The sequence below is a fragment of the Zobellella sp. DQSA1 genome (assembly GCF_041950555.1).
Lineage (GTDB): Bacteria > Pseudomonadota > Gammaproteobacteria > Enterobacterales > Aeromonadaceae > Oceanimonas.
The window spans coordinates 3287799-3312779 of the sequence record NZ_CP169531.1; the positions used below are offsets into that span (position 1 = coordinate 3287799).

26 protein-coding genes are annotated in these 24981 nt (G+C 60.0%); 11 read left to right on the forward strand and 15 right to left on the reverse strand.

Annotation, left to right across the window (positions count from 1 at the left end; genetic code table 11):
- Positions 1–52 precede the first annotated feature (52 nt).
- Positions 53–619: an elongation factor P gene (efp, locus tag ACEVBK_RS15740; protein ID WP_375055845.1), complete on the reverse strand. Its 567-nt coding sequence runs from the start codon at positions 617–619 to the stop codon at positions 53–55.
- 42 nt (positions 620–661) lie between these two features.
- Here efp and epmB point away from each other — a divergent pair, with 42 nt between their 5' ends.
- On the forward strand, positions 662–1681 hold the full coding sequence (epmB, locus tag ACEVBK_RS15745) for an EF-P beta-lysylation protein EpmB (RefSeq protein ID WP_375055846.1): 1020 nt from the start codon (positions 662–664) through the stop codon (positions 1679–1681).
- A 9-nt stretch (positions 1682–1690) separates the two neighbouring features.
- Complete coding sequence (locus ACEVBK_RS15750; protein ID WP_375055847.1) at positions 1691–1999, forward strand: hypothetical protein; 309 nt, start codon at positions 1691–1693, stop codon at positions 1997–1999.
- A 23-nt stretch (positions 2000–2022) separates the two neighbouring features.
- On the opposite strand, the gene ACEVBK_RS15755 is transcribed toward ACEVBK_RS15750, so the two are convergent.
- The 6 genes from ACEVBK_RS15755 to ACEVBK_RS15780 form a co-directional block, all read right to left on the reverse strand.
- Positions 2023–3954: an EAL domain-containing protein gene (locus ACEVBK_RS15755; RefSeq protein WP_375055848.1), complete on the reverse strand. Its 1932-nt coding sequence runs from the start codon at positions 3952–3954 to the stop codon at positions 2023–2025.
- Positions 3951–4448 carry a molybdopterin-binding protein gene (locus ACEVBK_RS15760; protein WP_375055849.1) on the reverse strand — a complete coding sequence of 166 codons (498 nt, stop codon included), beginning with the start codon at positions 4446–4448 and terminating at the stop codon, positions 3951–3953. The genes ACEVBK_RS15755 and ACEVBK_RS15760 overlap by 4 nt, the downstream gene beginning before the upstream one ends.
- Before the next feature lie 385 nt (positions 4449–4833).
- Complete coding sequence (locus ACEVBK_RS15765; RefSeq protein WP_375055850.1) at positions 4834–5169, reverse strand: hypothetical protein; 336 nt, start codon at positions 5167–5169, stop codon at positions 4834–4836.
- A 122-nt stretch (positions 5170–5291) separates the two neighbouring features.
- Positions 5292–6947 carry a group II intron reverse transcriptase/maturase gene (ltrA, locus tag ACEVBK_RS15770; RefSeq protein ID WP_375055851.1) on the reverse strand — a complete coding sequence of 552 codons (1656 nt, stop codon included), beginning with the start codon at positions 6945–6947 and terminating at the stop codon, positions 5292–5294.
- Positions 6948–8002: 1055 nt separating this feature from the next.
- Positions 8003–9640 (reverse strand): chaperonin GroEL, encoded by a 1638-nt coding sequence (gene groL, locus ACEVBK_RS15775; protein WP_375055852.1) that lies wholly within the window; start codon positions 9638–9640, stop codon positions 8003–8005.
- 36 nt (positions 9641–9676) lie between these two features.
- Complete coding sequence (locus tag ACEVBK_RS15780; protein WP_375055853.1) at positions 9677–9967, reverse strand: co-chaperone GroES; 291 nt, start codon at positions 9965–9967, stop codon at positions 9677–9679.
- Positions 9968–10184: 217 nt separating this feature from the next.
- On the opposite strand from ACEVBK_RS15780, the gene ACEVBK_RS15785 reads away from it, so the two are divergent.
- Entirely contained in the window at positions 10185–11519 is a 1335-nt protein-coding gene (locus ACEVBK_RS15785; RefSeq protein ID WP_375058589.1) for an MATE family efflux transporter, read from the forward strand.
- A 60-nt stretch (positions 11520–11579) separates the two neighbouring features.
- On the opposite strand, the gene ACEVBK_RS15790 is transcribed toward ACEVBK_RS15785, so the two are convergent.
- Complete coding sequence (locus ACEVBK_RS15790) at positions 11580–12065, reverse strand: FxsA family protein (RefSeq protein WP_375055854.1); 486 nt, start codon at positions 12063–12065, stop codon at positions 11580–11582.
- A 240-nt stretch (positions 12066–12305) separates the two neighbouring features.
- On the opposite strand from ACEVBK_RS15790, the gene dsbD reads away from it, so the two are divergent.
- On the forward strand, positions 12306–14060 hold the full coding sequence (gene dsbD / locus ACEVBK_RS15795) for a protein-disulfide reductase DsbD (protein WP_375055855.1): 1755 nt from the start codon (positions 12306–12308) through the stop codon (positions 14058–14060).
- Between the two features lies 1 nt (position 14061).
- On the opposite strand, the gene ACEVBK_RS15800 is transcribed toward dsbD, so the two are convergent.
- Positions 14062–14772 (reverse strand): SIMPL domain-containing protein, encoded by a 711-nt coding sequence (locus ACEVBK_RS15800; RefSeq protein WP_375055856.1) that lies wholly within the window; start codon positions 14770–14772, stop codon positions 14062–14064.
- A 51-nt stretch (positions 14773–14823) separates the two neighbouring features.
- Between ACEVBK_RS15800 and ACEVBK_RS15805 the strand changes: the two genes are divergently transcribed.
- Complete coding sequence (locus ACEVBK_RS15805; RefSeq protein ID WP_375055857.1) at positions 14824–15123, forward strand: GIY-YIG nuclease family protein; 300 nt, start codon at positions 14824–14826, stop codon at positions 15121–15123.
- Positions 15124–15153: 30 nt separating this feature from the next.
- Here ACEVBK_RS15805 and fkpA read toward each other — a convergent pair whose 3' ends face one another.
- The gene (gene fkpA, locus ACEVBK_RS15810; protein WP_375055858.1) at positions 15154–15936 is read right to left on the reverse strand and encodes an FKBP-type peptidyl-prolyl cis-trans isomerase; all 783 of its coding nucleotides are present in this window, start codon (positions 15934–15936) and stop codon (positions 15154–15156) included.
- A 107-nt stretch (positions 15937–16043) separates the two neighbouring features.
- Between fkpA and ACEVBK_RS15815 the strand changes: the two genes are divergently transcribed.
- Positions 16044–17033 carry a WD40 repeat domain-containing protein gene (locus ACEVBK_RS15815; protein ID WP_375055859.1) on the forward strand — a complete coding sequence of 330 codons (990 nt, stop codon included), beginning with the start codon at positions 16044–16046 and terminating at the stop codon, positions 17031–17033.
- Positions 17030–17245 carry a SlyX family protein gene (locus ACEVBK_RS15820; protein WP_375055860.1) on the forward strand — a complete coding sequence of 72 codons (216 nt, stop codon included), beginning with the start codon at positions 17030–17032 and terminating at the stop codon, positions 17243–17245. The genes ACEVBK_RS15815 and ACEVBK_RS15820 overlap by 4 nt, the downstream gene beginning before the upstream one ends.
- Positions 17246–17314: 69 nt before the next feature.
- On the opposite strand, the gene slyD is transcribed toward ACEVBK_RS15820, so the two are convergent.
- Both slyD and ACEVBK_RS15830 read right to left on the reverse strand, forming a co-directional pair.
- Positions 17315–17833: a peptidylprolyl isomerase gene (gene slyD, locus ACEVBK_RS15825; RefSeq protein ID WP_375055861.1), complete on the reverse strand. Its 519-nt coding sequence runs from the start codon at positions 17831–17833 to the stop codon at positions 17315–17317.
- Between the two features lie 238 nt (positions 17834–18071).
- Positions 18072–18272 (reverse strand): YheV family putative zinc ribbon protein, encoded by a 201-nt coding sequence (locus ACEVBK_RS15830; protein WP_375055862.1) that lies wholly within the window; start codon positions 18270–18272, stop codon positions 18072–18074.
- Between the two features lie 59 nt (positions 18273–18331).
- Between ACEVBK_RS15830 and ACEVBK_RS15835 the strand changes: the two genes are divergently transcribed.
- From ACEVBK_RS15835 to ACEVBK_RS15850, 4 genes are read left to right on the forward strand one after another with little or no spacing between them, the layout of a single operon-like run.
- Entirely contained in the window at positions 18332–19021 is a 690-nt protein-coding gene (locus ACEVBK_RS15835) for a hypothetical protein (RefSeq protein WP_375055863.1), read from the forward strand.
- 30 nt (positions 19022–19051) lie between these two features.
- Positions 19052–20950 carry an ABC transporter ATP-binding protein gene (locus ACEVBK_RS15840; RefSeq protein WP_375055864.1) on the forward strand — a complete coding sequence of 633 codons (1899 nt, stop codon included), beginning with the start codon at positions 19052–19054 and terminating at the stop codon, positions 20948–20950.
- Positions 20947–21378, forward strand: a complete 432-nt coding sequence (locus ACEVBK_RS15845) for a TIGR02444 family protein (protein WP_375055865.1) — start codon at positions 20947–20949, stop codon at positions 21376–21378. The genes ACEVBK_RS15840 and ACEVBK_RS15845 overlap by 4 nt, the downstream gene beginning before the upstream one ends.
- A 14-nt stretch (positions 21379–21392) precedes the next feature.
- Positions 21393–22232, forward strand: a complete 840-nt coding sequence (locus ACEVBK_RS15850) for a 23S rRNA (adenine(2030)-N(6))-methyltransferase RlmJ (RefSeq protein ID WP_375055866.1) — start codon at positions 21393–21395, stop codon at positions 22230–22232.
- A 19-nt stretch (positions 22233–22251) separates the two neighbouring features.
- Here the strand turns inward: ACEVBK_RS15850 and ACEVBK_RS15855 are convergent, their stop codons facing one another.
- The 3 genes from ACEVBK_RS15855 to ACEVBK_RS15865 form a co-directional block, all read right to left on the reverse strand.
- Entirely contained in the window at positions 22252–23130 is an 879-nt protein-coding gene (locus ACEVBK_RS15855) for a LysR substrate-binding domain-containing protein (RefSeq protein WP_375055867.1), read from the reverse strand.
- A gap of 18 nt (positions 23131–23148) precedes the next feature.
- Positions 23149–24255, reverse strand: a complete 1107-nt coding sequence (locus tag ACEVBK_RS15860) for a 1-acyl-sn-glycerol-3-phosphate acyltransferase (RefSeq protein ID WP_375055868.1) — start codon at positions 24253–24255, stop codon at positions 23149–23151.
- A gap of 83 nt (positions 24256–24338) precedes the next feature.
- Positions 24339–24932 carry a LysE family translocator gene (locus ACEVBK_RS15865; protein ID WP_375055869.1) on the reverse strand — a complete coding sequence of 198 codons (594 nt, stop codon included), beginning with the start codon at positions 24930–24932 and terminating at the stop codon, positions 24339–24341.
- Between the last annotated feature and the right edge of the window lie 49 nt (positions 24933–24981).

Genomic DNA, 24981 nt, shown 5'->3' on the forward strand with positions numbered 1-24981 from the left:
ATAAAAACGGCGCCACCGGGCGCCGTTTTTATTATCGGGGAACAATAAAGACTTACTTCACCCGGGACACATACTCGCCGGAGCGGGTGTCGACCTTCAGCACTTCACCGATCTGGATAAACAGCGGTACCCGTACCACGGCGCCGGTGCTCAGGGTCGCGGGCTTGCCGCCGGTGCCGGCGGTATCGCCCTTCAGGCCAGGATCGGTTTCCACCACTTCCAGCTCCACGAAGTTGGGCGGGGTCACGGAGATGGGCGCGCCGTTCCACAGGGTCAGGATGCACACGTCCTGCTCTTTCAGCCACAGCCTGGCATCACCCACGGCCTTGTCATCGGCAGCCAGCTGTTCGAAGGTGTCGTTGTTCATGAAATGATAGAACTCACCGTCGTTGTACAGATAGGCCAGTTCCATGTCCATGACGTCGGCGGCTTCCACGGAGTCACCGGACTTGAAGGTCTTCTCCAGTACCTTGCCGTTCAGCAGGCGGCGGATTTTGACGCGGTTGAAGGCCTGGCCTTTACCGGGCTTGACGAATTCGTTTTCGATAATGGCGCAAGGTTCACCGTCCAGCATAATCTTTAGGCCGGAACGGAATTCGTTGGTACTATAAGAGGCCATTTTACCCTCGTGAATTTGACAGAGTTGCAGAAAATGCCGGCAATGATACCCCTAAACGGGGGCGATTTACATATTAACTGGCAAAAAGAACTTGCCCAGGCCTTTACCTCCCCCGAACAACTGCTGGACTACCTGCATATCGACCCGAGCCCCTGGCAGCAAGGATTCCAGGCCCGCCGGCTGTTTCCGATGCGGGTCCCCCGCCCCTTTGCCGACAAGATGCGTCCGGGCGATCCCGCAGATCCTTTGCTGCGCCAGGTCTTACCCCTGAACGAAGAATTCGAACTGGTCCCCGGATACGTGGCGGATCCCTTGCAGGAACACGACAGTGCCTTGCCCGGGCTGCTGCACAAATATCAATCCCGGGTACTGCTGGTACTGCGCGGCGGCTGTGCGATCAATTGCCGCTACTGCTTTCGCCGCCATTTTCCCTATGCCGACAACGCGCCGGGACGGGAAGGCTGGCAGGAGGCGCTGGCCTATGTCGCCGCCGACCCCGACATCAACGAGGTGATCCTGTCCGGCGGCGATCCGCTGATGGCCAAGGATGAACAGCTGAGCGCCCTGTTCGACCGCCTGGAGGCGATACCGCATCTCAAGCGGTTGCGCATCCACACCCGCTTGCCGGTCGTGATCCCGACCCGGCTGACGGATGCCCTGCAACAGCGGCTGAGCCGGAGCCGACTACAGGCAGTGATGGTGCTGCATATCAATCACGCCAACGAGCTCGACACCATGCTGAGCGAACGGCTCAATCAGTGGCGCCGGGCCGGTATTACCCTGCTCAACCAGAGCGTGCTGCTGGCGGGAGTCAACGACGATGCCGCTCGCCTGTGCCAGCTGTCGGAACGGTTGTTCGAGGCAGGAGTACTGCCTTATTACCTGCACCAGCTCGACCAGGTCCAGGGGGCCGCCCACTTTGCCGTCAGCGACGAACAGGCCAGGGCCCTGCTGGCCCAGTTGCTGATCCGGCTCCCCGGCTTTCTGGTGCCCCGACTGGTACGCGAAATCGGCGGCGAACTGAGTAAAACCCCCATAGACCTTGGTCTTGAACCCTGTTGAGGAACAGACATGCACGATTCCGTCACCGCAAAATTGCATGACACCCTGAAAGAGCTGTATCACCAGGCCATCGATGCCGATAAAAAGCTGACCGAGTTGCGTGGTCGCGGCCAGGCCAAGTTCAGCGCCGTATTACGCGAAGACAGCCAGTTCATCACTCATGCGGATCACTTTATGCCTTATGTGGCCGAACTGGCGGAAGAACTGGAGCTGCTGGACATGGCAGCCGATGAGGAATACCAGGATTTGCTGGCACGGATGGTACATAAAATCCGGCTGCTGGCCGAAACCATGAACCAGTTTATGCGCCTGCCCTAGCCATCCGGCCACGCCGCCGGTCGTTATCGACGGCGGCTTTTCAACCAGTCGAACATCTCTACCGCCGCCAAGGGGCTACAGATATGGTCGCCCTGTACCAGCATCTCCTCCGCCATGCCGCGGATCACCTCCAGTTCTCCCCGATGATCGACACCGCTGCAGATCAAGGGGCGCTGCAGTAGCCGCCCCAGCGTAAACAGGGCCTCCAGCTGACGACGAGGCTCCCCGGGCCGCTCGATGCCATTACAGAAAGTGGCATCCAGCTTGAGCCAGCTGAGCGGCATGCGGGACAGGTACCCCCAGGCCGAACAGCCACTGCCAAAATCGGCCAGGGCCATGCGTACGCCGGCGGCCTTAATGCCGTCCATGAGTGCCTGCGCCTCATAAGCATCCCGCATCACCATATTTTCGTTCAGATCCAGCACCAGGCTATCGACATGTAGCCCATATTCCTGCAACACCGGCAGGAGCTTGTGTTCCAGGCCGGGGCGAAACAGCGCAGGCGGCACATTCAGGCTGATGAACAGCGGGCGGCCAGCCAGCCCCTGCCAGAGCTGCAGGTGGCGGCAGGCGGTATTCAGCAGCCATAGAAAGACCCGCTCCGACAGCTGGAACTGTTCGCTCACCCGCAGCAGCTCGGCCGGCGATATCATGCCCAGACCGGGGTGATGCCAGTACAGCAAGACCTGCAGTCCATGACAATCCCCCCCCTGCAGGTCCACCATGGGTTGAAAATGCAGGCTCAGGCTATCGCTATCCAGAGCCGCCGGCAGATCCCTGGCCAGAGTCTGTCGGCGCGATATTTCTTTCAGCAAGGAAGGATCGAAGATCACATAGGGCAATTGATCCCGCTTGCACAGCTCCAGCGCCAATTCGCCTCTGGCCAGCAGCTCGACCAGGTTATCCGCATCCGCCGGATAGAGCACCACCCCGATCAACGGCGTCATATAAAAGTCATGGGCAGCAATGGCCTCTTTCGTCCTCAGAGCCTGACGAAAACGCGACAGTTGGGCCCGTACCTCCTCCAGCTCGACCACCCCTTTGGCGACCACCACCACCCCCTCCCGGCCAAACTGAGCGATGAACTCATGGGGTTGCAGACTTTGCTGCAGGCGCCGGCTGAACGCCTGCAGCAGACGGTCGGCCACTTCGAAACCAAACCGATGGTGGTGCTGGGTAAAGTCCTCCAGCTCCAGCACGGTCACACTGAAAGGCATGCCCTGTTCGATCATCGGGGCCATCCGTCGTTGCAGGGCGAACCGGTTGGGCAGGCCGGTCTGGGGATCATGCAGTTGCAGGGTTCGGTAGTGCCATAATTCCCGCAGCAGCAATAGCAGCAGCAGGCCGGCGGTAATAAAGAGCCCGACGATCTGGATATAGAGCTTCTGCCCCAGATGCCGGTAGGCGTTATCGTATTCCGCATAAAACCGGACATTGCCGTGCATGGTGGCGGTGACGGTACGCGACAGGGGCTCCAGGTAAGGGCTCAGCTCCGCCAGGATCTCCCGATAGGCGTCCGAACCGGGGGCCAGCACCTGCACTCGCGGCTCCAGTTCCCTGACCCGGGCTTCTATCTGCTGGATCAGCAACCACAAATCGGGCCGCTCACTGAGGGTATCCTTGAACTGGCTGCTGAGCAGGATGGGAGTCCGGCTCCAGAGAATATCGTAACGCAGCAGCAGCTCGTCGTGACGAATGGCATCGGCGTGCAGTAAACGCACCGCATCCAGAAAACGCCCCATTTCCAGCTGCAGCTGCATCAGGGACCAGGGCACCTCATAGGTCCGCTGCTCCAGCAGGGTATTGTGTTGACGAATACTGACCAGGGTATGGGTCGCCCCAGACCCGAAAATGATCATGCACAACAGTAATATCCCGGCAACAACCGCCTTGAACGGCTGCACGCTGCCATATTGGGATCCGAGGTCGTCGGTGGGGAGAAAAGCGAGTTTCACTTGAGCTCCGTATGAACCCTTACGTGCCTGAGCTGCCAGGCCATGAAATGCAGGAAGTCGGCCTGTTGCAGCTCGGGAACCTGATCAAAGGGCAGCATCAACCACAGGGGGCCTTTGTCACGACGTCCCATCACCCGGCCATCTTCCTGCCAGGCCAGGATGGGGTGGAAGGGCGCCACCGTCTGCCAGTCGACGGCAACGCTAAACCCGTTGAGCGCCTCCAGATACAGGGTTTTGATCCTGGTATGACCGAACAGGCCGGTCAGTATTGCCACCAGCTCCGGCCCCCGGTAGTGACGAGGCTCCTGTACCCAGGGGTGAGTCGTGGTGATGTCGGCCTGGGGCAGGGCCTGCAACTCGCTCAGGGTATAATCCAGTTGTTCATAATGCCTTCCGTCGAGCTGGATATTGCCGAAGATGGTGAGTACCACCGGCTCCGCCGCCTTGCCTTGCCACGGCCACAGCAGCATCAGCACCAAGCCTATGAGTTTCATTACCGCTCCTCCTTAAGCCCAGAGAAACTGGCCACCATCACACTGTCGCCAGATGATCCCGCTCTCCGATCCAGAAAGGACTCAAAAAGAACTTTAGATGTTAAAAAAACATAATACCTAAATCACACAACCAATCTGAAGTTTAATTTGGTTATACCGACAAGAAACCACCATCTCCACCAGAAGTCCAAAACAAAACCGGGCCACAGGGGCCCGGTTTTAGCATGATGGTCGGCAGACCAGCGGTGATGCGATTGTCGGGTAGCAGCAGCGCATTACTGCACCGCCGCCCCCTAAGAACCGTACGTGCAAGTTTCCCCGCATACGGCTCAAGCCTTTATAAGCCCCTGCTTAAGCAAGAGCCAGCAACAAGAATGAGACTTACTTACTTGACAACAGCATAGACTGTGGCGATTGCTCCGACTATCGTGGCGATACCAACAAGCATTGAAGGCACTTTTTTCCACCACTTTAGCTTTTGCCACCAACTTTTCTTCTGCTCTCGATAGTCAGCCAAGGCTTGGCGACCGCTGTTCGTGATTTTGGGGTTAAGATAACAACATCCATCATCGGCGCCAGCGTCTACCGCCTCTAACATTTTCGCTCGATATAGTTCCTCAAACGCATCCATGTTGATGTCACGGACTGATTCGTCTACACCTTTAGCGAACTGACCATCTTCCAGCGCTTGAAGTATCTTTGCATGTTCCTGTGTAAGCATTGAGCCTCCATTCAGATTGTCGAGTAATGCGAACACATCCAACATCATAGCTAGTCATCTATGCCCAGAGCAATGACCAGCTAGTATGTGTTTGCCCATGTATATTGACACGGTTCCTGCATTCATCCCGACAAATTATGCACCTGTCGATGACAGTTGATATGCAGCATCATCAGATTCCCGCTCTCACTGCCGCCGCCGTCCGTTCGCCGAATGACATGGTGAAGATCCCAGTCATCCTTATCCTGGAACAGCTGATTGCAGACGAGACATCGGTGGTTTTGGCGTTCCCAAATCCTGCGAACTTTATCGAGCACAAACTTGTTCTCCTTCCAGCGCTTAACCAGCCGCTGTTCGAAGTACAGCTCGAAGTCGCGATCATAGGGATTGGCCTCCGCCTTGATCTTGATGTGCCGCTTGATCGGGATGTCTTTGCTTTTGAACAGCCGTACCGGCCTGACCTCGGCATCAACACTCTGGAACACCCAACGCTGCCCGCCCACTGTGTGAAAATACCTACCCATCACCCAGCGTTTGTAGCGGTTTTTGTGCCTGCGACAGCACCAGCGCCAGAGCAGTTTCCAGACTCTGTAGTCCACATAGCTGAAGGTTTCCTTGGCGACCACATGGCGGTGATAGTTGGCCCAACCCCGAAGTACCGGATTGAGCTGACGTATCAGGTTGCCCTGCTCGGCCGTCAGGTTACCTCTGACAATGTGTCTGATCTTCTGTAGATGGGCGCGCAGGTTCTTCTTGCTCGGCTTGATTAACATCTTGCCGTGATACTTGCGCAGATTCTGCCCCAGAAAATCGAACCCGTCCGTAATGTGCGTGATCACCGTTTTTTCCGGTGACAGCGTTAACCCCCGTTCCGCCATAAAGGCTTCGACGAGAGGCTTGACCTCGCTTTCCAGCAGCTCTTGCGAGATACCGGTGATCACGAAGTCATCCGCATAGCGCACGTAGTTGACCTTGGTCTTGTAACTGGCCTTGGTGTTCTTCTTCCCGAAACGGGATTCGAGCACCGCCTCCAGCCCATCCAGTGCCATGTTGGCCAACACCGGCGAGATGATCCCCCCTTGCGGGGTTCCTGCCTCGGTCGGATACAGACGATTGGACTCCATAAAGCCCGCTTTCAGCCACTTTCCGAGTACCTGTTTGTCCAACGGTATGTTGGCAAGTAACCAGTCATGACTGATGTTGTCGAAGCAGCCCTTGATGTCTCCTTCCAGCACCCATTGAGCGGAATTGCCACGACTGAGGTTGACGAACAATTGCTCAATCGCATCCGCCGTCGAGCGCATGGGTCGAAAGCCATAGCTGTTGCGGTCGGCTGTTGTTTCCGACACCGGCTCCAGTGCCAGCAGGTATAACGCCTGCGTGGCCCGGTCCAGCATGGTCGGTATTCCCAGCGGCCGGCGTTTGCCATTCGCTTTGGGAATATAGATACGACGCAGCGGTCGAGGACGATACCCTGTCCTGACCAACCGGCCGATGGCCTTCCACTTTGCCTCGGGCGTACTCCACAACTCGCCATCAACACCGGGCGTTTTCTTGCCCCGGTTTTCGGTGACTCGTCTGACGGCCAATGCCTTGGCCGCAAACGAGCGAGTCAGCATCCGTTGCAGGGCTTTCACCCTGCGCCAGCGCTGCTCTTTAGTCGCCTTCGCGATTCGAACCTGTAACCCCCTCACCTGTCTGTGCATGGCATACCAGTCAATGGTGTGCCAGCTTTCAGCCGGGTGGGAAAATGCAGGTACATGAACTTCAGTACTCATCTTGCTATTCTCCTCAGTGCTTTGTTTATGAAAGCCCCGAGCGAGAAACAGATGGATCAGTCCCTTGCGGGAGTGAAATCTGCTCCCGCAAGGGTTCAGGCGAAGTCGGTTCTAGGCCGCTTCGCCACCTTTCATGTCACTGTGGGCGCTTTACACGCCTTCACACGATTAAAGACCTGTCGGACGTGGGCTCCCGTTTCCGGTGGAGGAACCTTTAACCCCCTATCCGCTCCATTACAGAACAGCCTTCGCTTTTTCCGACCTCCCAAACCCGCACCTCCAACAGCGTCGATTGCTCTTCGCCTGCCCCTCGTCGTTAAACCGGGGCGAAAATACGGGGTTTCCGAGTTCCGTGCCGATGACACGAGTCACTTAGGTCCTGCCAATACACCGAAGGCTTGATGACAACGTATCCCCAGATGTAAGAGGGATAGCCAGCCTTGTACCTTTTGGTCAGAGCGCATCAGTAGCTTGCGCTCATTGCGGCTGACGGTGCTTGTTAGCAGTTCACGTATGTTGACCATATGACCCAGCCTAGCCTCTCAGTTCACCTGCTACTGGCGAAATCTCCGGCACACCTCGCGATGTAAACCGAACCCTTGCGGGGAGTACATTGTCAGGAAGCTTCGAACCCCACCGTTACCAGTGACGCACTATCCCTAGGCTACTGTTGGTTGCACAACAGGTTCCGCTCACCACACCGGCCAAGTTACTTTTGACCGAGCATCGCGTGGAACAATCATCGAACACAGCTTCACACCGGCAGGTGCTTAGCTTTTGATAGACACGGATATTCCCGTTACCTCACAACCTCAGATTTCGAGACTGCTTCAACGTGTATCATTCGCGTAATGCGGGGATACAGGCTCATCACCCATACCTGAATTCGGAACTCCTTACGGAGTACCGATATTCGGGCCTGGAAACAAGCCCGAATATCGGGTTTTCTCAAATGCTATTTTCTGCTGGAAACGGCAGTGACCACCACCCTATAAGTTAGTGGTCACTTCGGGTGTAACCCAGCCAGGCTAGCTACCTGCGCGACTCTCGTCGCATTACATCATGCCGCCCATGCCACCCATGCCGCCCATGTCCGGCATGGCCGGCGCGGCGTCTTTCGGCAGTTCGGTGACCATGGCTTCGGTGGTGATCATCAAACCGGCCACGGATGCGGCAAACTGCAGGGCAGAGCGGGTCACCTTGGTCGGATCCAGGATACCCATTTCCAGCATGTCGCCGTAGGTGTCGTTACCGGCGTTGTAACCATAGTTACCTTCGCTGGCCTTGATTTTGGACACCACCACGGATGCTTCCTCGCCGGCGTTGGAAACGATCTGACGCAGCGGGGATTCCATGGCGCGCAAGGCAACTTTGATACCCACGTTCTGGTCTTCGTTGTCACCGGTCAGGCCAACCAGTTTGGCGGCCACGCGCACCAGGGCCACACCGCCGCCGGGCACCACACCTTCTTCCACCGCGGCACGGGTCGCGTGCAGGGCGTCGTCGACACGGGCTTTCTTCTCTTTCATTTCCATTTCGGTGGCGGCTCCCACCTTGATGACCGCAACACCGCCGGCCAGCTTGGCTACGCGCTCTTGCAGCTTCTCTTTGTCGTAATCGGAAGAAGAGTCTTCGATCTGCTGACGGATTTGCGCCACACGAGCTTCAATCGCAGCCACTTCACCCACCCCATCGATAATGGTGGTGTTGTCTTTGGTGATCACGATGCGCTTGGCACGACCCAGATCTTCCAGGGTAGCCTTTTCCAGCTCCAGACCCACTTCCTCGGAAATGACGGTACCGCCGGTCAGGATCGCGATGTCCTGCAGCATGGCCTTGCGGCGGTCGCCGAAGCCCGGAGCCTTGACGCCGGCGACTTTCACGATGCCGCGCATGTTGTTGACCACCAGGGTAGCCAGGGCTTCGCCTTCCACGTCCTCGGCCACGATCAGCAGCGGCTTGGATTGCTTGGCCACACCTTCCAGCACCGGCAGCAGTTCACGGATGTTGGAGATTTTCTTGTCGACCAGCAGGATAAAGGGGTCATCCAGTTCGACGGTGCCGGTTTCCTGCTTGTTGATGAAGTAGGGAGACAGGTAGCCGCGGTCGAACTGCATACCTTCCACCACGTCCAGCTCGTCCTGCAGGCCCTGTCCTTCTTCCACGGTGATGACACCATCGGTGCCCACTTTTTCCATGGCTTCGGCAATCAGTGCGCCCACGGTTTCATCGGAGTTGGCGGAAATGGTACCCACCTGGGCAATGGCAGTGGTGTCTTTGCAAGGTACGGACAGACCTTTCAGCTCTTCTACCGCCTTGATCACGGCCTTGTCGATGCCGCGCTTCAGATCCATCGGGTTCATACCCGCAGCCACGGCTTTCAGGCCTTCGTTGACGATGGACTGGGCCAGCACGGTGGCGGTGGTGGTGCCGTCACCGGCCTCGTCGTTGGCCTTGGAGGCCACTTCTTTCACCATCTGGGCGCCCATGTTCTCGAACTTGTCTTCCAGCTCGATTTCCTTGGCTACGGACACGCCGTCCTTGGTGATATTGGGGGCACCGAAGGACTTGTCCAGCACCACATTACGGCCTTTCGGGCCCAGGGTCACCTTGACCGCGTCGGCCAGGATGTTCACGCCTTTCAGCATTTTTACGCGGGCGTCATTACCGAATTTTACGTCTTTAGCAGCCATTGTTTATGTTCCTTTAAAGTGAATAAAACCGGATTATTATTCGACGATAGCCAGGATGTCGTTTTCGGACAGGATCAGGACTTCCTGACCATCCAGCTTCTCGGTTTTGACACCGAAGCCTTCGTTGAAAATCACCTTGTCACCCACCTTGACGGACATGGCTTTCACTTCACCGCTGTCCAGGACGCGGCCATTACCTACCGCCAGCACCTCACCACGGGTGGATTTTTCGGCGGCAGAGCCGGTCAAAACGATGCCTCCGGCAGATTTGGACTCGGCTTCAATACGCTTGATAATGACGCGATCGTGCAATGGACGAATGTTCATCGATAACTCTCCCAATGAGTGTTGTTACCTTAGTTAGATAAACGGCCGACGGCCGCAAACTGTTCCGTTGACCTTCTATATGGGAGCGCATTTCTCACCTTCAAGGGGAAAAGATAAAAATTTTTTAAAGCTGTGGCCAGGGCGTTATCATGGCCGCCGCATCAGGCGGTCATGGCCCACCCATATCAAGAGAACCTTAGTGGCAAAACACAACTCGATGTTGACAGCCCCCATAGGCCCGCAACTGGCCAGGATGACGGGGCCCATGGCGCTCGGCATCATCGCCATCCAGGCCTTCAACCTTGTGGATACCTTTTTCATCGGTCTGCTGGGCACCGAGGCGCTGGCGGCGGTGAGTTTTACCTTTCCGGTCACCTTCTTGGTTATTTCCCTGGCCATGGGCCTGGGTGCTGGCCTGTCCGCCAGCCTGGGGCAGGCCCTGGGCGCCGGCGACCAGCAACAGGCCGCACAGTTCACCAGCCACGGCCTGTTACTGGCCTGGCTGCTGGTCAGCCTGCTGGCCTGGCTCGGGGCCGCCACCATAGCGCCCCTGTTCCGGCTGCTGGGCGCCGGAGATGCCCTGTTGCCGCTGATCCATGACTATATGCTGATCTGGTACCTGACGGTGCCCATGCTGGTGCTGCCCATGGTCGGCAATGCCGCCATCCGGGCTACCGGCGATACCCGCACTCCCAGCCTGGTAATGACGGTGGCCGGTCTGGTCAACGGCCTGCTCGACCCCTTGCTGATCTTCGGCCTCGGGCCCTTCCCGGCACTGGGCATCAAGGGCGCGGCCATCGCCTCGGCCTGTTCCTGGTTGATGGCCATGATGGTCGGACTCTATTTATTACGACGACGGGAACGGCTGCTGGTGTCGCCCCTCGCCGCCCCGGCCCAACTGTTGGGCCACTGGCACCAACTGCTGCAGGTGGCTATTCCCGCCTCTTTTACCAATATGCTCAATCCCGTCGCCACCGCCCTGCTGCTCACGGTACTGGCGGGCATGGGCACGGAAGTGGTGGCCGCCTACGGGGCTGCCTCCCGTATCGAGGCCCTGGTACTGATCGTGATGATGGCGCTGAGTTCGGTGCTGGCCCCCTTTATTTCCCAGAATACCGGCGCCGGCCAGCATGAGCGCAGCCGCCATGCCCTGCTGTTGGCCATGCGCTTCGCCGTCGGCTTTCAACTGGTGGTGTTCGGTCTGCTGTGGATACTGGCGCCGTTGGTAGCCCGGATCTTTACCGACAGTCCTGACGTCGCCACGCACCTAGAGCGCTATCTGCGCCTGGTTCCCCTGGGCTATGGCCTGCAGGGCTGTTTTATGCTGCTGGCTTCGGCCCTGAATGGCTTGCGGGTATCCGGTATTTCCCTGCTACTGAACGGCTTCCGGCTGTTTGGCCTGCTGCTGCCACTGGCCTGGCTGGGAGCCTGGTGGCAAGGTGAAGCCGGCATCTTCACCGGTATTCTGCTGGCCAACATCCTGGCCGGCATGTTCGCCTGCCTGTTCGCCTGGCAGCGTTTTCCCTGGCGCATCAATCATCCGCTGAGATAACCCGGGGCAAAATGCCGGCGCAGGAAGAAAACCGCGGGAGGTTCGGCTCCCGACCCCGGGTTATTTATCGTCTTTGCGCTCGTATTCACCATCAAAGGTATTGCCCGCGCTCTTGTCCTGCAGTCGCTCATCGGCCTGGCGGCTTTCACGGCTGTAATGGTATTCGGCAGTAAAAGTATGTCCCTTGTGGCCCCGTACATGGGCACGGCTTAAGAAACGCTCGGCCAGGGCGGCCCGGACCGGAGGCAACAGCAGCAACACACCGCCCAGATCCGACACGAATCCCGGCAACAGCAGCAGTACGCCACTCATCGCCAGCATCATGCCCGACACCATTTCCCGGGCCGGCGGCTCGCCCAGGTTGATCTTGCGCTGGGCTTCCATCAGGGTATTGATACCCTGGATGCGTACCAGACTGATGCCGACCACCGCCGTCAGCACGATCAGCGCCAGGGTGTTCCAGGCACCGATGGCCGAGCCCACCTCGATAAATACAAAAATCTCCAGCAAGATGGCGCCGACGAATACTAAAAAAACTTTACCCACTGTGACCTCATCTACTGCGCCATTCAGGCGTGATATGGTTGAATCGTTAACATGGGGACGAGAAGGCCAATTTTCAAACCGACGCCGGCCCCTGCGCTGACCTTAACCCAGGTCGGCGCTATAGTGAACGTTCGAACCCCGGCCCGATGACGGCTTTATGACCCAGGTCAAGCCGCTGCGGCTTCACCCGGCTATGATGAGCCGAACGTTTCGGGCCCTGATTTCAATCTAAGGTAAGCCATGTCTCGTATTCTTTGTTTGCTGCTGGCCTGCTGCCTGCCCCTCGCTCCGGCTCATGCCGGCCTGCTGGAACGGCTGGGTCTTGGCCAGGACAGAGCCCCGGCGTCGGCCTTCCTGCGGGTAGAGCAGGCCTTTGCCGTCAGCAGCCGACAAACGCCGGATGCCTTGCAAATCACGGTCAGCATAGCGCCCGGTTACTATCTTTACCGCCACAGCATCTCGGTCACGCCCGTACAGGCAACATTCGGCGACTGGAGCCTGCCTGAAGGGCGCCCTCACGAAGACGAATACTTTGGCCAAAGCCAGGTGTACTACCAGCAACTGCAGTTACAAATCCCGCTGGAGCAATTCGAACCCGGCGGACGCGCCGAGCTGCGCTACCAGGGGTGCACCGCCGGCCTCTGTTACCCGCCCGAACGGCTGGAGATTCCGCTGACATCCGCCGCCGGCGAGCTGCTGCCGGCACCGGCCGGTCAGCCGATGAACGAACCGCCCCTCAGTTCGCAAGAGCGGTTCGCGGCCGGCCTGGCGGCACAGGGGCACTGGTTGAGCCTGGGGCTGTTTTTTGTGCTGGGCCTGGGACTGGCCTTCACTCCCTGCGTCTTTCCCATGTACCCGATAGTAACCGCGCTGATTGCCGGCGCCGGCCAGGTCGGTACCGGCCGCAGCCTGTGGCTGGCGTTCGCCTATGTCCAGGGCATGGCTCTGACCTATACCCTGCTGGGGCTGGTGGTTGCCTCCGTCGGCATGCAGGCCCAGGCCCTGATGCAGCACCCCGCCGTGCTGGCCACCCTGGCGCTGCTGTTCGGCCTGCTGGCCCTGGCCATGTTCGGCTGGTTTGAGCTGCGGCTGCCAGGCCGCCTGCAGAGCCGGTTGGCCCTGTTGGCCAACCGCCATCGGGCCGGTTCGACGCCCGGGGTGGTACTGATGGGGATGATTTCCGGCCTGGTCTGCTCTCCCTGCACCACCGCGCCCTTGTCCGGCGCCCTGCTCTACGTGGCGCAGAGCGGCGATCTCCTGCTGGGCGGCCTGGCCCTCTATGCCCTGAGTCTGGGCATGGGCCTGCCGTTACTGCTGCTGGCCGCCGGCAGCGGAAAACTCCTGCCCAAGGCCGGTATCTGGATGGAACAGGTCAAAATCTTGTTCGGGTTCGGGCTGCTGGCGGTCGCCATCATCATGCTGGAGCGGTGGCTCACCGACGGTCAGAGCCGCTGGCTGTGGCTGCTGCTCGGCACCGGCATGGTCGGTTATTACTACCGTCACCACCGCCGCCTGCCGAGGGCCGCCTGGCGTCGTTTTGCCGCGGCGGCCCTGGTGACGGCCGGCGGCCTGCTGCTGCTCGGAGGCTGGCAACAACTGTCCCAAGCCGATAAAGCCGAACATCCCGACTTTATTCAGGTCAAAACCCCGGATGAACTCTCGCGACAACTTGCCACCGCCAGTGCCGAGGGTAAAGCCGTCATGCTGGATCTGTATGCGGACTGGTGCGTGGCCTGCAAGGACTTCGAGCAGAAAACCTTTCCCCAGCCCCAGGTGAAACAACGGCTGGACCAGATGCTGCTGTTGCAGGCCGATGTGACCGCCACCGATGCGGACGACATCGCCCTGCTCAACCAACTCGGGGTGATGGGTCTGCCCACCCTGATATTCTATGACCAGGCCGGCACCGAGCCCGCCGGCAGCCGAGTCACCGGCTTTATGGACGCCGCCCCCTTCCATCAGCACCTGTCCTTACTGCGGTTGGACGGCGGCTGAGCTATTCCAGCAGGTACTCGACGCTGGTGACTACTCGGACCTGCTTGATCTCCGGAGTGTACAGATCCAGATCGGCCACCGAGAAATAACCCTGCTGGGCCGAGCGAATGGCCCCCACCTCGGCATCCGCATCCTTGGCGAATTGTTGAGCCGCCTCCCGAGCATTGGCGGTAGCGTCGGCAATCATCTGCGGCTTGATGTCATTCAGCCCGGTAAACACATATTGGGTCTTGTGTTCATAGCTCTGGGTCAGCAGCACGCCCTGGTTCACCAGTTCGGCCGTGGCCGGCTGACTGGCCTTCACCCGTTCGACCTGTCGGCTGCGCACCAGCAGCACCGCATCGGCCCGGTAGCGCTGGGGAGGCCGCTGTTCACCGTACTGGCTGGCCCACAGATCCTGCACCACCGGGGCGGCGAAACTCAGCTCTTCCGGACCAAACCCCGACTGAGTCAGAAAAGCGGAAATCTTGTTGCGGTCGCGGTCGATGGCCCGATACAGTTCGGCCAGGCTATCGGCCGAGACCGAAAAACTCAGCGGCCACAACGCCAGATCCGCATCGACCTGACGCTCGGCCAGTCCCTTCACCGCCACCACCCGCTCCGCCTGTTTCCAGAGTCTTACCGCGTCCTTGAGGTAGCTGCCGCTCCAGATCAGCCCCACCGCAATCAATCCGCCCAGCAACAGGGCCGAACCATGGTCATTTCTATTCATGGAAAACCTCGTTATGATCCCGTTCCATACGTATCTGAAGACCTAGACGCTATGTGCCACCCGGCCACGGACACCTGGTTTATTTATCTGTTGCGCTGCCGAGACGGCAGCCTCTATACCGGCATCAGCCTGGATCCCGAGCGTCGCTGCCGGGAGCATAACCAACTGGTGAAACGCGCTTCCCGCTATGTCTGGGCACGCCGTCCGGCCGAACTGGTCTGGTGCCGGCCGGTTGCCGACAAGGCCGAGGCACTGCGCCTGGAACGCCGGCTGAAACGACTGCACAAATCCCGCAAAGAACAGCTGCTGCACAGCTCCCGCCACTGGCGGGAACTGCTGCCGCCCCAATAAAAACGGCGCCTTCCGGCGCCGCTTCACAACTTATTCCTGAGCTGGAGCGTCAGGTTCCGGCTGGTCGGCCCGCTCGATATCGAGCAGTTCGACCTCGAAAATCAGTACCGCATTACCGGGGATGGTGCCGGCCCCGGACTCGCCATAGGCCAGATCGGCCGGGATGAACAGCTTGTACTTGGACCCCACCGACATCAGCTGCACACCTTCGGTCCAGCCCGGAATCACCTGGTTGAGCGGGAAGCTCGCCGGCTCACCCCGGTCGACCGAGCTGTCGAACTGAGTACCGTCCACCAGGGTACCGACATAATGCACGGTCACCACGTCCTCCGCCACCGGCTGCTCGCCTTCGCCCTGGGTCAGCACTTCATACTGCAGACCGGACTCGGTAACCTGCACCCCTTCGCGCTGGGCATTTTCTTCCAGGAAGCTCTTGCCTTCCTCCAGGGTGGCAGCCGCCTGCTCTTTGGCCTGGGTCTCGATCAGTTCGTTGATGTGCTCATCATAGGCCATCAGCGCATTCTGGATTTCCTCATCGGTCATGCGGCCCTGATCGGTAAAGCCGTCTCTCACCCCTTGCAGGATTACGTCGTTGTTCAGGCTAACGCCCAGTTCCTGCTGTTTTTCCAGGGTGGAGCCGATATAGCGCCCCATCGACAGGCCGATGGCATAAGCGGATTTATCCTCGAAGCTGGTCAGGGCCGATGCCGGCTCGGTCGCCGGAGCGGGTGCCGTCGCCTGCTCATCCTTACAACCACTCAGACCTACCATGACGGCGGAGGCCAGCAAGCTGACTTGCAACAGTTTTTTCATTATTGACTCCAGAACAGGGGAAAAACCCCATGGAAAATGAGATGCTTATAACTCAAGACCTATACTAACGTTTCAACTTGCCGATGCGAAAGCCCAAGCCGACAAAAATGCCGATACGCCTGCTGACAACGGCGCTGTGCGTCACACTTCTGCTGCTTACCGGCTGTGACGCGGGCGATACGCCGCTGCAGCAGAGCCGTTATGCCGAAGGCACCGTGCTCGCCGCGGAAACCAGTGCCGACGGTCGCCATACCCTGGTTTCCACCGGACCGGGCCCGGTGCAGGTATGGCGGCACGGAGACCCGGAGCCGCTCTACCACTGGTATCAGGACGAATCCCTCCAGGACATAGTACTGCTGGCCATTTCGCCCGATGGCCGTGCCGCGGCCACCGCCAGCGAAGATCGGGTGGCACTGTGGTCGTTGGAAACCGGACGCAACCTGGGGTTCTACCAGCTCAACCACACCCTGCGTACCCTGGCCCTGGCCGACGAAGGCCGCAGCCTGCTGCTGGGTTACCAGAGCGGGGAAGCGGAGCACGTCAACCTGAGCAACGGCCGCCGGCTGCTGTTCCTGGGCCATGAAGATCGCATCAATAGCCTGGACTTGTCCGCCAACGGACGTTACGCCCTGAGCGCCAGCCACGATGGCCAGGTGATATTATGGCAAACCACCGATGCCGCCATCCTCGCCCGCTGGCAGCATCCCCACAGCGTCAGCCTGGTACGCCTGGACCAGGACGGCGGCTATGCCTTCAGTGCCGATGCCCAGGGCAGCGGCATCATCCGCCGGCTGCCGTCCGGCGAGCCGGTGGCCAGCTTGCAGGTGCCCCATCGGGGACAGACTTTTGTCAGTGCCCGCCTGGACCCGGCCAATAACCGCCTGCTGACCGGCGGCACCGCCCGCAGGCTCGACCTATGGCAGATGGACAGTGGCCAGTTGCTGGGCAGCTGGCGGGTGGGATTGCATACCCGGCTCCGCCCGGCCAGCGCCATGGTCTATGGCGTGGCCTTTATTGATCGACAACGGCTTTACAGCATCAGCTCAGCCGGCCTGGGGGAAACCTGGGCCCTGCCTCAGAGAGAACAGCAACCATGAATGAAGACCTCATCCACCGCCTGGAGCAGCTGGAAACCCGGCTCGCGTTTCAGGACGATACCATCGACCAGCTCAACCAGGAAATTACCGCCCAGGGCGGTGAGATCGTCCGGCTCAAGGCCCAGCTCAGCCTGATGGTGAAAAAAGTCAAGGAACTACAACCCAGCGACGTCGCCAGCCAGGCAGAGGAAACCCCACCGCCTCATTATTGAGGTAGGTGAGGCCTCACAATAAGGCAACAAAAAAGGCGCCGAAGCGCCTTTTTTGTTGCCGAGCCGGTATCAGTGGTGGTGACCACAGCAACCGCCCTCGTGATCATGATCATGATCGTGGCCATGTTCGCCATGCACATGGCCGTGAGCCAGCTCTTCCTCGGTGGCGGCCCGCACTTCACGCACCACGCCCTTGAAACCCAGGGTCATGCCGGCCAGCGGATGGTTACCGTCCACCTTCACGTACTCTTCCGCCACCTCGATGATGGTCACCGGACGATGACCGTCATCGGTCTCGGCCACGAAGGTATCACCCTCGGACACCTCCATGCCGTCGAACAGCTCTCCGGGTACCGACTGTACCAGCGAATCGTCATACTCGCCGTAAGCCTGTTCCGGGGACAGGGTCACTTCAAAATCCTCACCCACCACCTTGTCGGCCAGCACCGCTTCCAGGCCGGCCACCAGATAGCCGGTACCGTGCAGATACTGCAACGGCTGTTTACCTTCGGTCGAGTCGAGAATTTCACCGTTGGCGTTAGTGACGGTAAAATCCAGCGTCACCACGGTGTTTTGGGATATTTTCATGGGAATGGCCCTGCTCGTGAATTTGGCCATAGCATACATGATGGCCGAGCCGGATGAAATGAGGCATAAACAGAATAAAAGATGGCCCCGAAGGGCCATGGCTTGGCAGAATTCAAGATTGCACAGGGAATAGAATACTTGCTCTGCCGTGGTCAGTCTAGCCCAGAGGGGGTAAGGCTGGGAAGACCGGCGCCGGGCGACTGCACAAAGTACGTACAACCAGCATGGTTTTACCCGTTTATTCCGGCTTGAACACGCCGATCACCTCACCGCCACCGGCCTGACCGATCTGCTCTTTGGTCTGGCTCTGACTGTGGCCGCAACTGACACACTCGACTTTCTCGACACCGTGCTCCATATACAGCATCATGGTGTCCATAGCCTGACACCGGGGGCAAACGGCTCCGGCGATAAAACGCTTCTTACGACGGGTTTCCACGGCTGAATTCCTCGTTACCACTTTGCTTTTAATTCTCCGCCAAAATCGAACCGACTACAATGACCACAACCACCCATTACAGTATCCACCATCAGCTTGTTACGCTGAATCATCTGCAGCCGGGCAAACGCCAGCGTCATATCAGGGGACAGCTGCTGCTGATGCATCAAGGCTCGGGGTTATTGCAGCTGGGCCGCCATTATTATCCACTGGTCGCCGGCGAAGCCGCCTACCTGGCCGCCGACACCCTGTTCGCCTGGCATGGTTTTGCCGCCACCCGGCTGAGCCGGGTGACCCTGTCGCCCCGCCTGGTACAACCGGCCGGCAGCGGCCGCCTGCATCCTTCTCCCCTGCTCTGCGCCATCGCCGCCAAACTGGCCGACTGGCAGGATCAACCAGACTGGCAGGGGGCCTATGGCCGCCTGTGCCGGGCCCTGTATGACGAGTTGCCTTCCCACGACCAGTTGCCCTTCGCAGCACAGCCTCCCCTGCATGAACTGGTGGCCACGGATCCGGCCGGTTTTACTCTGGCCGCAGCCCAGCAGGCCGAATTCCGCCAACGCTTCGGCTGTGACGCCGACAGTTGGCGCCGGCAGGCCGCCCTGCTGCTGGTACTGCGGGATCTGCCCAGAAGCCCGGACCTGGAACAGCTGGTCAGAGACTATGGTTTCGTTTCGTTGCCGCAATTTGAACAAGATTGCCGTCATTGGCTGGGTACCCCCTGTCATCAGGGTGGCAAAACCGGCTAAAATGCCGTTTTTGTCACGAGCCAGGCCAGTATGATCACCCTCAGCCAGATTGAATTGCTCCGGGGCGGCCGCCCCCTGTTGAAAGACGCCAGCGCCACCATCCACGGCGGCCAGAAAGTCGGCCTGGTGGGCAAGAACGGTTGCGGCAAGTCCAGCCTGTTTGCCCTGTTCAAGGGTGAGCTCGGTATCGACAGCGGCCAGTTTGTACTGCCGGCCGACTGGCAACTGGCCAGTGTAGCCCAGGAGACCCCGGCACTGGACTGCTCGGCGCTCGACTATGTGATCGACGGCGATCGGGAATATCGCCGCCTGTGCCGGGAGCTGGAACAGGCTGAAACCCGTCATGACGGCATCGCCATCGCCGAGCTGCATGGCAAACTGGAAACCCATGGCGGCTATCATATCCATGCCCGCGCCGCCGGCCTGTTACACGGCCTCGGCTTTGCCAGTGAGGCCCAATCACGGCCGGTCAGTGCCTTTTCCGGCGGCTGGCGGATGCGGCTGAATCTGGCCCAGGCGCTGATCTGTCGCTCCGATCTGCTGTTGCTGGACGAACCCACCAACCACCTGGATCTGGACGCGGTGATCTGGCTGGAACGCTGGCTGAACAGCTATCCCGGAACCCTGATCCTGATATCACACGACCGGGATTTTCTCGACGCCGTGGTGGGACGTATCATTCATATCGACAACAGCCAGCTCAACGAATATACCGGCAACTACTCCGATTTCGAGCGCATGCGCGCCGAACAGCTGGCATTGCAACAGTCCATGTACGAGAAACAGCAGCGGGCCCTGAACCATATGCAAAGCTACGTGGACCGTTTTCGCTACAAGGCAAGCAAGGCCAAACAGGCTCAGAGCCGACTCAAGGCCATGGAGCGGATGGAATTGATCCTGCCTGCCCATGTGGATTCGCCGTTCAGTTTCAGCTTCCGCCCGCCGAGCAGCCTGCCCACTCCGCTGATCGCCATGGAAAAGCTGGCCGCAGGTTACGGCGGCCAGCCGGTACTGTCGAACATCAAGCTCAACCTGGTACCCGGCTCGCGCATCGGCCTGCTGGGGCGCAACGGCGCCGGCAAGTCGACCTTTATCAAGCTGCTGGCCGGTGAGCTCGAACCGCTGGCCGGTACCCTCGAAGCCAGCAAGGGCATCGCCCTCGGCTACTTCGCCCAGCATCAGCTGGAAAGTCTGCACCCGGAAGAGTCGCCGCTCACCCATCTGGCCAGGCTGGACCCGCGCGCCACCGAGCAGGGCCTGCGCGATTACCTGGGCGGCTTCGACTTTGGCGGCGACAAGGTGAAAGAGCCCGTCGGCCCCTTCTCCGGTGGGGAAAAGGCCAGGCTGGTGCTGGCGCTGATCGTCTACCAGAAACCCAACCTGCTGCTGCTGGACGAGCCCACCAACCACCTGGATCTGGACATGCGCGAGGCGCTCACCCTGGCGCTGCAGGCCTTCGAAGGCGCCATGGTGATCGTCTCCCACGATCGGCACCTGCTGCGTGCCACCACCGACGAGTTCTACCTGGTAGACAGTGGCCGGGTACAGCCCTTCGAGGGCGATCTGGACGACTACCACCAGTGGCTGGTGGAACAGGAAAAAGCCGCTCAGCCCGAGTCGACCCCAACCGCCGGTGACAACTCGGCCCAGGCGCGCAAGGCGGAGAAACGCCGCCAGGCCGAGTTGCGCCAGCAAAGTCAGCCGCTGCGCAAGGCCATCGCCAGGCTGGAACAACAGATGGAGCACTGCCAGCAACGACTGGCCACCATAGAGCAGGATCTGGCCGAGCCCGAGATCTACGCGGCAGAAAACAAGGCCCGCCTGCAACAACTGCTGCAGTCCCAGGCACCCCTGCAGCAGCAACTGGCCGAGGCGGAAGCCGAGTGGCTGGAGTTGCAGGAGCAACTGGAATCTCTGGAGCAAGAATGAACCCGATCAGCGCCGAGGAACTCTGGCAATTCAGCGAACAGCACTACGCCCGCCCCGGCGTGGCCCAGGCCTGCCTGCAACTGCAGGATGAGCACGGCGCCAACGCCAATCTGCTGTTGCTGTTGCTGTTGCTGGAAGAACTGGGGCTCTACGCCGACCCTGCCCCCTTCATCCCCGTCCTGCGGGCCCGCAAGGGGCTATTCAGCCAGTGGCGGGACCTGCGACGCTGGCTCAAACCCAAGCTCGACGAAGACGACTACGGCCAGTTGCTGCAGCACGAGCTGGAGCTGGAGCGCTGGCAGCAGGAAGAGCTGCTGCAGGTGCTGGAACGACAGCCGCCCCGGCCGGGCAGCGGCGGCCTGCTGGCCTATCTCACCCTGCTGCAGGTGGCCGACGCGCCCCTGTGGCAACTTAAACTCGCCGGTTAACACGGACCCATCTCATGCTGAGCTATCGCCACGCCTTTCATGCCGGCAATCATGCCGACGTACTGAAACACGCCGTCCAGTCCCTGATCCTGGAAGCCCTGGGCACCAAGGACAAGGGCTTTTGTTATATTGACACCCATGCCGGCGCCGGCGGCTACGCCCTGAGCCATGAATGGACCCAGAAAAAGGCGGAATACCTGGGCGGCATTGGCCTCCTGTGGCAACAGCGGCAGGACTGGCCCGAGTTGGCCGACTATTTTGCCGCCATCGAGGCCATGAACGACGGTGGCAGGCTCGACTATTACCCCGGCTCGCCCAAGGTTGCGGCGCACTTCCAGCGGCCTCAGGACAGGCTGGTGCTGATGGAGCTGCATAACAACGAGGTGGATAACCTGCGCCAGAATATGCGCCGGAGCGAGGTCGCCATCCATCATAGGGACGGCTTCGAAGGCCTGGTCGCCCTACTGCCCCCCACCCCCAGGCGGGGGCTGGTACTGATCGACCCGCCTTATGAATTAAAAGAGGATTATCACAAGGTGGCCGACAGCCTGGCCAAGGCATATCGGCGCTGGCCCATCGGCATCTATGCCATCTGGTACCCGCTGCTGGCGAAACAAGTGGATCGCAGCGATGCCCTTAAAAAGGCCCTGGCCCGCAGCGGTTTCGAGCGGATACTGTGCGCCGAGCTCAGCGTTAGCCCCCAGGCCGACGACTTCGGCATGCACGGCTCCGGCATGGTAGTACTCAATCCGCCCTGGAAGCTGGGCGAGCAACTGGCCGGCCTGCTGCCCCGGCTGGCGCAGCGCCTGGGCCAGGACGGGCAGGGAAGCTGGATGCTGGAAGAGCGAAGCTAGAGGCTGGAAGCGAGAAACATCAAGCTTCCCTATGCAGCCAGTCGCAGAACTGGCGGATCTGCGCCAGGCGGGGCGAGTCGGGCCGCCACACCAGGTAGTACTGGTGCAGGGGCTTGAGTTCGGTGCCGAAGGGCCGGCACAGCCGGCCGTCGCGCAACAGATCCGCCACCAGCACCGAACGGCTGAGCGCCACTCCCTGCCCCGCCAGCACCATGTCCAGCGCCAGGCTGCCGTCATCCACCGTCAGTTGCCGACAACGGCCGAGCAGTTCGGCCCGGCCGGCCAGCGCCAGCCAGTTGGCCCAGCTTACCCCGGCGTATTCCGGCGCCGTCACCAGGGGCACGCCCGCCAAATCATCCAGGGAGCCGAGCCGCCGGCTCAGGGCCGGGCTGCACACCGGAAACGCCGTGTCCGCCATCAGGTATTCACAGGCCAGCTCCGGATAGTCGCCCAGACCATAGCGGATGGCCAGATCGGTTTTACCGGTGCCAAAGTCGGCCAGTTGCTGGCTGGGCTGCAGGCGTATCTCGATATCGGGATGGGCTTCGGCGAAACGCCACAGGCGCGGCATCAGCCAACGCGCCGCCAACGACGGCAGCATACTGATGGAAAGCGGTCCGGGCGAGGAAGGCGCTAGCTGAGCCACCCCCTGCTGCAACAGGGCCAGGCCCTGCTCGACGAAGGGCAGCAGGGCTTCGCCCTGCTCGGTGAGCACCATGCTAGCCCCGGCACGGCGAAACAGGCGGCAACCGAGGGACTGCTCCAGGTTGCGGATCTGCTGACTCACCGCCGCCTGGGTGACACACAGCTCCGCCGCCGCCGCCGAGTAACTGTGATGGCGGGCTGCCACCACAAACACCCGCAGGCCGCTTAGCCGACTTGCCGTCAGTCGCCGCACGCCGTCCCTCCGCTCTGCTTACAGCCCCTTGTTCAACACCGGTCGGGCATACATGGATAACACCAGCTCACGCAACTCGCCCGGGATCTGCGCCATATGGCGCTCAAATACCTCGACTGCCGCCGGATCCACCTGGGCCGTCTGCCCGGCGGCCAGCAGATTGCTGGGGAAGAGGTGGTAGTTGCCGTGAATTTCCTGATCGATGGCCGCCGCCAGTTCGTCCGCATTGTCGAACTCACCGTGCACCGGCCGCCCGAAGGTCACATGCACCCGCCCCTTCTGGCCGACGATGCCCTGCACTATGCTCTGGATATCCTCGAATTCGCTCTTCTCGTAGGCACCGTGGGTCGCCTTCGCGTACAACTCTCGGGCCTTGGCCAGATCACCGGGGTCGTATTCATAGGAAATGGATACCGGCACCAGGTTCAGGCTGTTGATGTAATCGCTGAACGAGACTTTCTGCCGTTTGCCTTCCATATAGAACATCTTGAGGATGGCCGGATCTGTCTTGTCGTCTCCATCCTTGGCCCGCCCTTCTTTCTGGGCGATCCAGATGGAATGACCATCGTCGATGGAGTGCCGCAGGTAGGCGGATAACTCGGTGAACGCCTTCATCATTTCCCGCGGCCCCTTGGCCGAGCGTTTGACGATAAAGCTCTTGTTCAGCTTCATCAGCTCGGTAGCGCAAGGCTTGCGCAGCAGGTTGTCGCCGATGGCGATGCGCACCGTATCGAGGCCATGACTGTGCAGGCCCCAGTTGACGAAAGCCGGATCCAGGGCAATGTCCCTGTGGTTGGAAATAAACAGGTAACCCACCCCCGGCTTGAGCTGCTCCAACCCGCTATAGGTTACACCGGAAGTGGTACCCGCGATCATCTTTTCCATATAGGTCGCCACTTCCAGCTGTACCTGACGAATGCTGCTGACATTGCGCCAGCGCCAGCCGAGGTACAGCCGGATCAGCGCCTTGATAAAGGCGCCGCCCAGACGGGAAGGGGTGGAAAAGCGGTACTTGGCGATGGCGCCGATAAACTCGTCATCACGGATCAGCCGTTGAATGGCCGCCGCCACTTCATCATCCTGGTAGGGACGAATGTCTTTGAAAATATCTGTGTCTGAAACCATGACAGCCTTGGTCTAGGGACAAAAAACGCCCAGATTCTACACCCTTTGGCCGCAAACTCTAATGATTAAGCGCAAAAACCGGCTCAGCGCCAAATCATCAGTACGCTGGCTGCGGTCAATATCGCCATCACCAGGTTAAAACGCCGCCAATCTCCGGCCGTATGCAGCCAGCGGCGCACATGCATGCCGAACAGAGCCCAGACATGGCCGGTGACCACCCCGAAAAACAGAAAGACCACCAACACCAGCACCGCCGACGGCCAGTACTGTTCACCGGCCAGGGTAAAGCCGCTGATCGCCGAAATCGCCATCAGCCAGGACTTGGGGTTGAGAAACTGGAACAGGGCGCCCTGATGCCAGCGCATGCCACGCTCGCCCTCCCCTTGCCCGGGGGGCGGCGCACTGCCAATCCTGAACGCCAGCCAAAGCAGGTAGAGGCTGCCGGCAATCTTGAGGCCCCATTGCAGTACCGGCCACAGCATGAACAGCTGGCCCAGCCCCAGGGCGGTGAGCAGCATCAGGCTTTGCAGGCCAAGCATGATGCCCAGCAGCAGTTTCAGCGTGGGCCGGTAGCCGAAACGGGTACCGGAACTGGTCAGCAGCATGTTGTTGGGGCCGGGCGTACCGCAGGTGGCCAGGGCAAAACCGGCCACCGGGCCGAGCAGGGCAAGATCCATGATGTCCGCAGCAGATAACAATTAGAGAAGAACATTGTTTTACTCGATT

Excerpts from the sequence above, each read along its gene's own strand:
- ACEVBK_RS15760 (WP_375055849.1), bottom strand. The coding sequence starts at position 4,448 with ATGAAACTCATAGGCTTGGTGCTGATGCTGCTGTGGCCGTGGCAAGGC.
- ACEVBK_RS15765 (WP_375055850.1), bottom strand. The coding sequence starts at position 5,169 with ATGCTTACACAGGAACATGCAAAGATACTTCAAGCGCTGGAAGATGGT.
- ACEVBK_RS15805 (WP_375055857.1), top strand. The coding sequence starts at position 14,824 with ATGTGCCACCCGGCCACGGACACCTGGTTTATTTATCTGTTGCGCTGC.
- efp (WP_375055845.1), bottom strand. The coding sequence starts at position 619 with ATGGCCTCTTATAGTACCAACGAATTCCGTTCCGGCCTAAAGATTATG.
- ACEVBK_RS15815 (WP_375055859.1), top strand. The coding sequence starts at position 16,044 with ATGCCGATACGCCTGCTGACAACGGCGCTGTGCGTCACACTTCTGCTG.
- ACEVBK_RS15860 (WP_375055868.1), bottom strand. The coding sequence starts at position 24,255 with ATGGTTTCAGACACAGATATTTTCAAAGACATTCGTCCCTACCAGGAT.
- ACEVBK_RS15750 (WP_375055847.1), top strand. The coding sequence starts at position 1,691 with ATGCACGATTCCGTCACCGCAAAATTGCATGACACCCTGAAAGAGCTG.
- ACEVBK_RS15845 (WP_375055865.1), top strand. The coding sequence starts at position 20,947 with ATGAACCCGATCAGCGCCGAGGAACTCTGGCAATTCAGCGAACAGCAC.
- dsbD (WP_375055855.1), top strand. The coding sequence starts at position 12,306 with ATGTCTCGTATTCTTTGTTTGCTGCTGGCCTGCTGCCTGCCCCTCGCT.
- ACEVBK_RS15785 (WP_375058589.1), top strand. The coding sequence starts at position 10,185 with ATGTTGACAGCCCCCATAGGCCCGCAACTGGCCAGGATGACGGGGCCC.
- ltrA (WP_375055851.1), bottom strand. The coding sequence starts at position 6,947 with ATGAGTACTGAAGTTCATGTACCTGCATTTTCCCACCCGGCTGAAAGC.
- ACEVBK_RS15850 (WP_375055866.1), top strand. The coding sequence starts at position 21,393 with ATGCTGAGCTATCGCCACGCCTTTCATGCCGGCAATCATGCCGACGTA.
- ACEVBK_RS15865 (WP_375055869.1), bottom strand. The coding sequence starts at position 24,932 with ATGGATCTTGCCCTGCTCGGCCCGGTGGCCGGTTTTGCCCTGGCCACC.
- epmB (WP_375055846.1), top strand. The coding sequence starts at position 662 with ATGATACCCCTAAACGGGGGCGATTTACATATTAACTGGCAAAAAGAA.
- ACEVBK_RS15840 (WP_375055864.1), top strand. The coding sequence starts at position 19,052 with ATGATCACCCTCAGCCAGATTGAATTGCTCCGGGGCGGCCGCCCCCTG.
- ACEVBK_RS15835 (WP_375055863.1), top strand. The coding sequence starts at position 18,332 with ATGACCACAACCACCCATTACAGTATCCACCATCAGCTTGTTACGCTG.
- ACEVBK_RS15820 (WP_375055860.1), top strand. The coding sequence starts at position 17,030 with ATGAATGAAGACCTCATCCACCGCCTGGAGCAGCTGGAAACCCGGCTC.
- slyD (WP_375055861.1), bottom strand. The coding sequence starts at position 17,833 with ATGAAAATATCCCAAAACACCGTGGTGACGCTGGATTTTACCGTCACT.
- ACEVBK_RS15780 (WP_375055853.1), bottom strand. The coding sequence starts at position 9,967 with ATGAACATTCGTCCATTGCACGATCGCGTCATTATCAAGCGTATTGAA.
- fkpA (WP_375055858.1), bottom strand. The coding sequence starts at position 15,936 with ATGAAAAAACTGTTGCAAGTCAGCTTGCTGGCCTCCGCCGTCATGGTA.
- groL (WP_375055852.1), bottom strand. The coding sequence starts at position 9,640 with ATGGCTGCTAAAGACGTAAAATTCGGTAATGACGCCCGCGTAAAAATG.
- ACEVBK_RS15800 (WP_375055856.1), bottom strand. The coding sequence starts at position 14,772 with ATGAATAGAAATGACCATGGTTCGGCCCTGTTGCTGGGCGGATTGATT.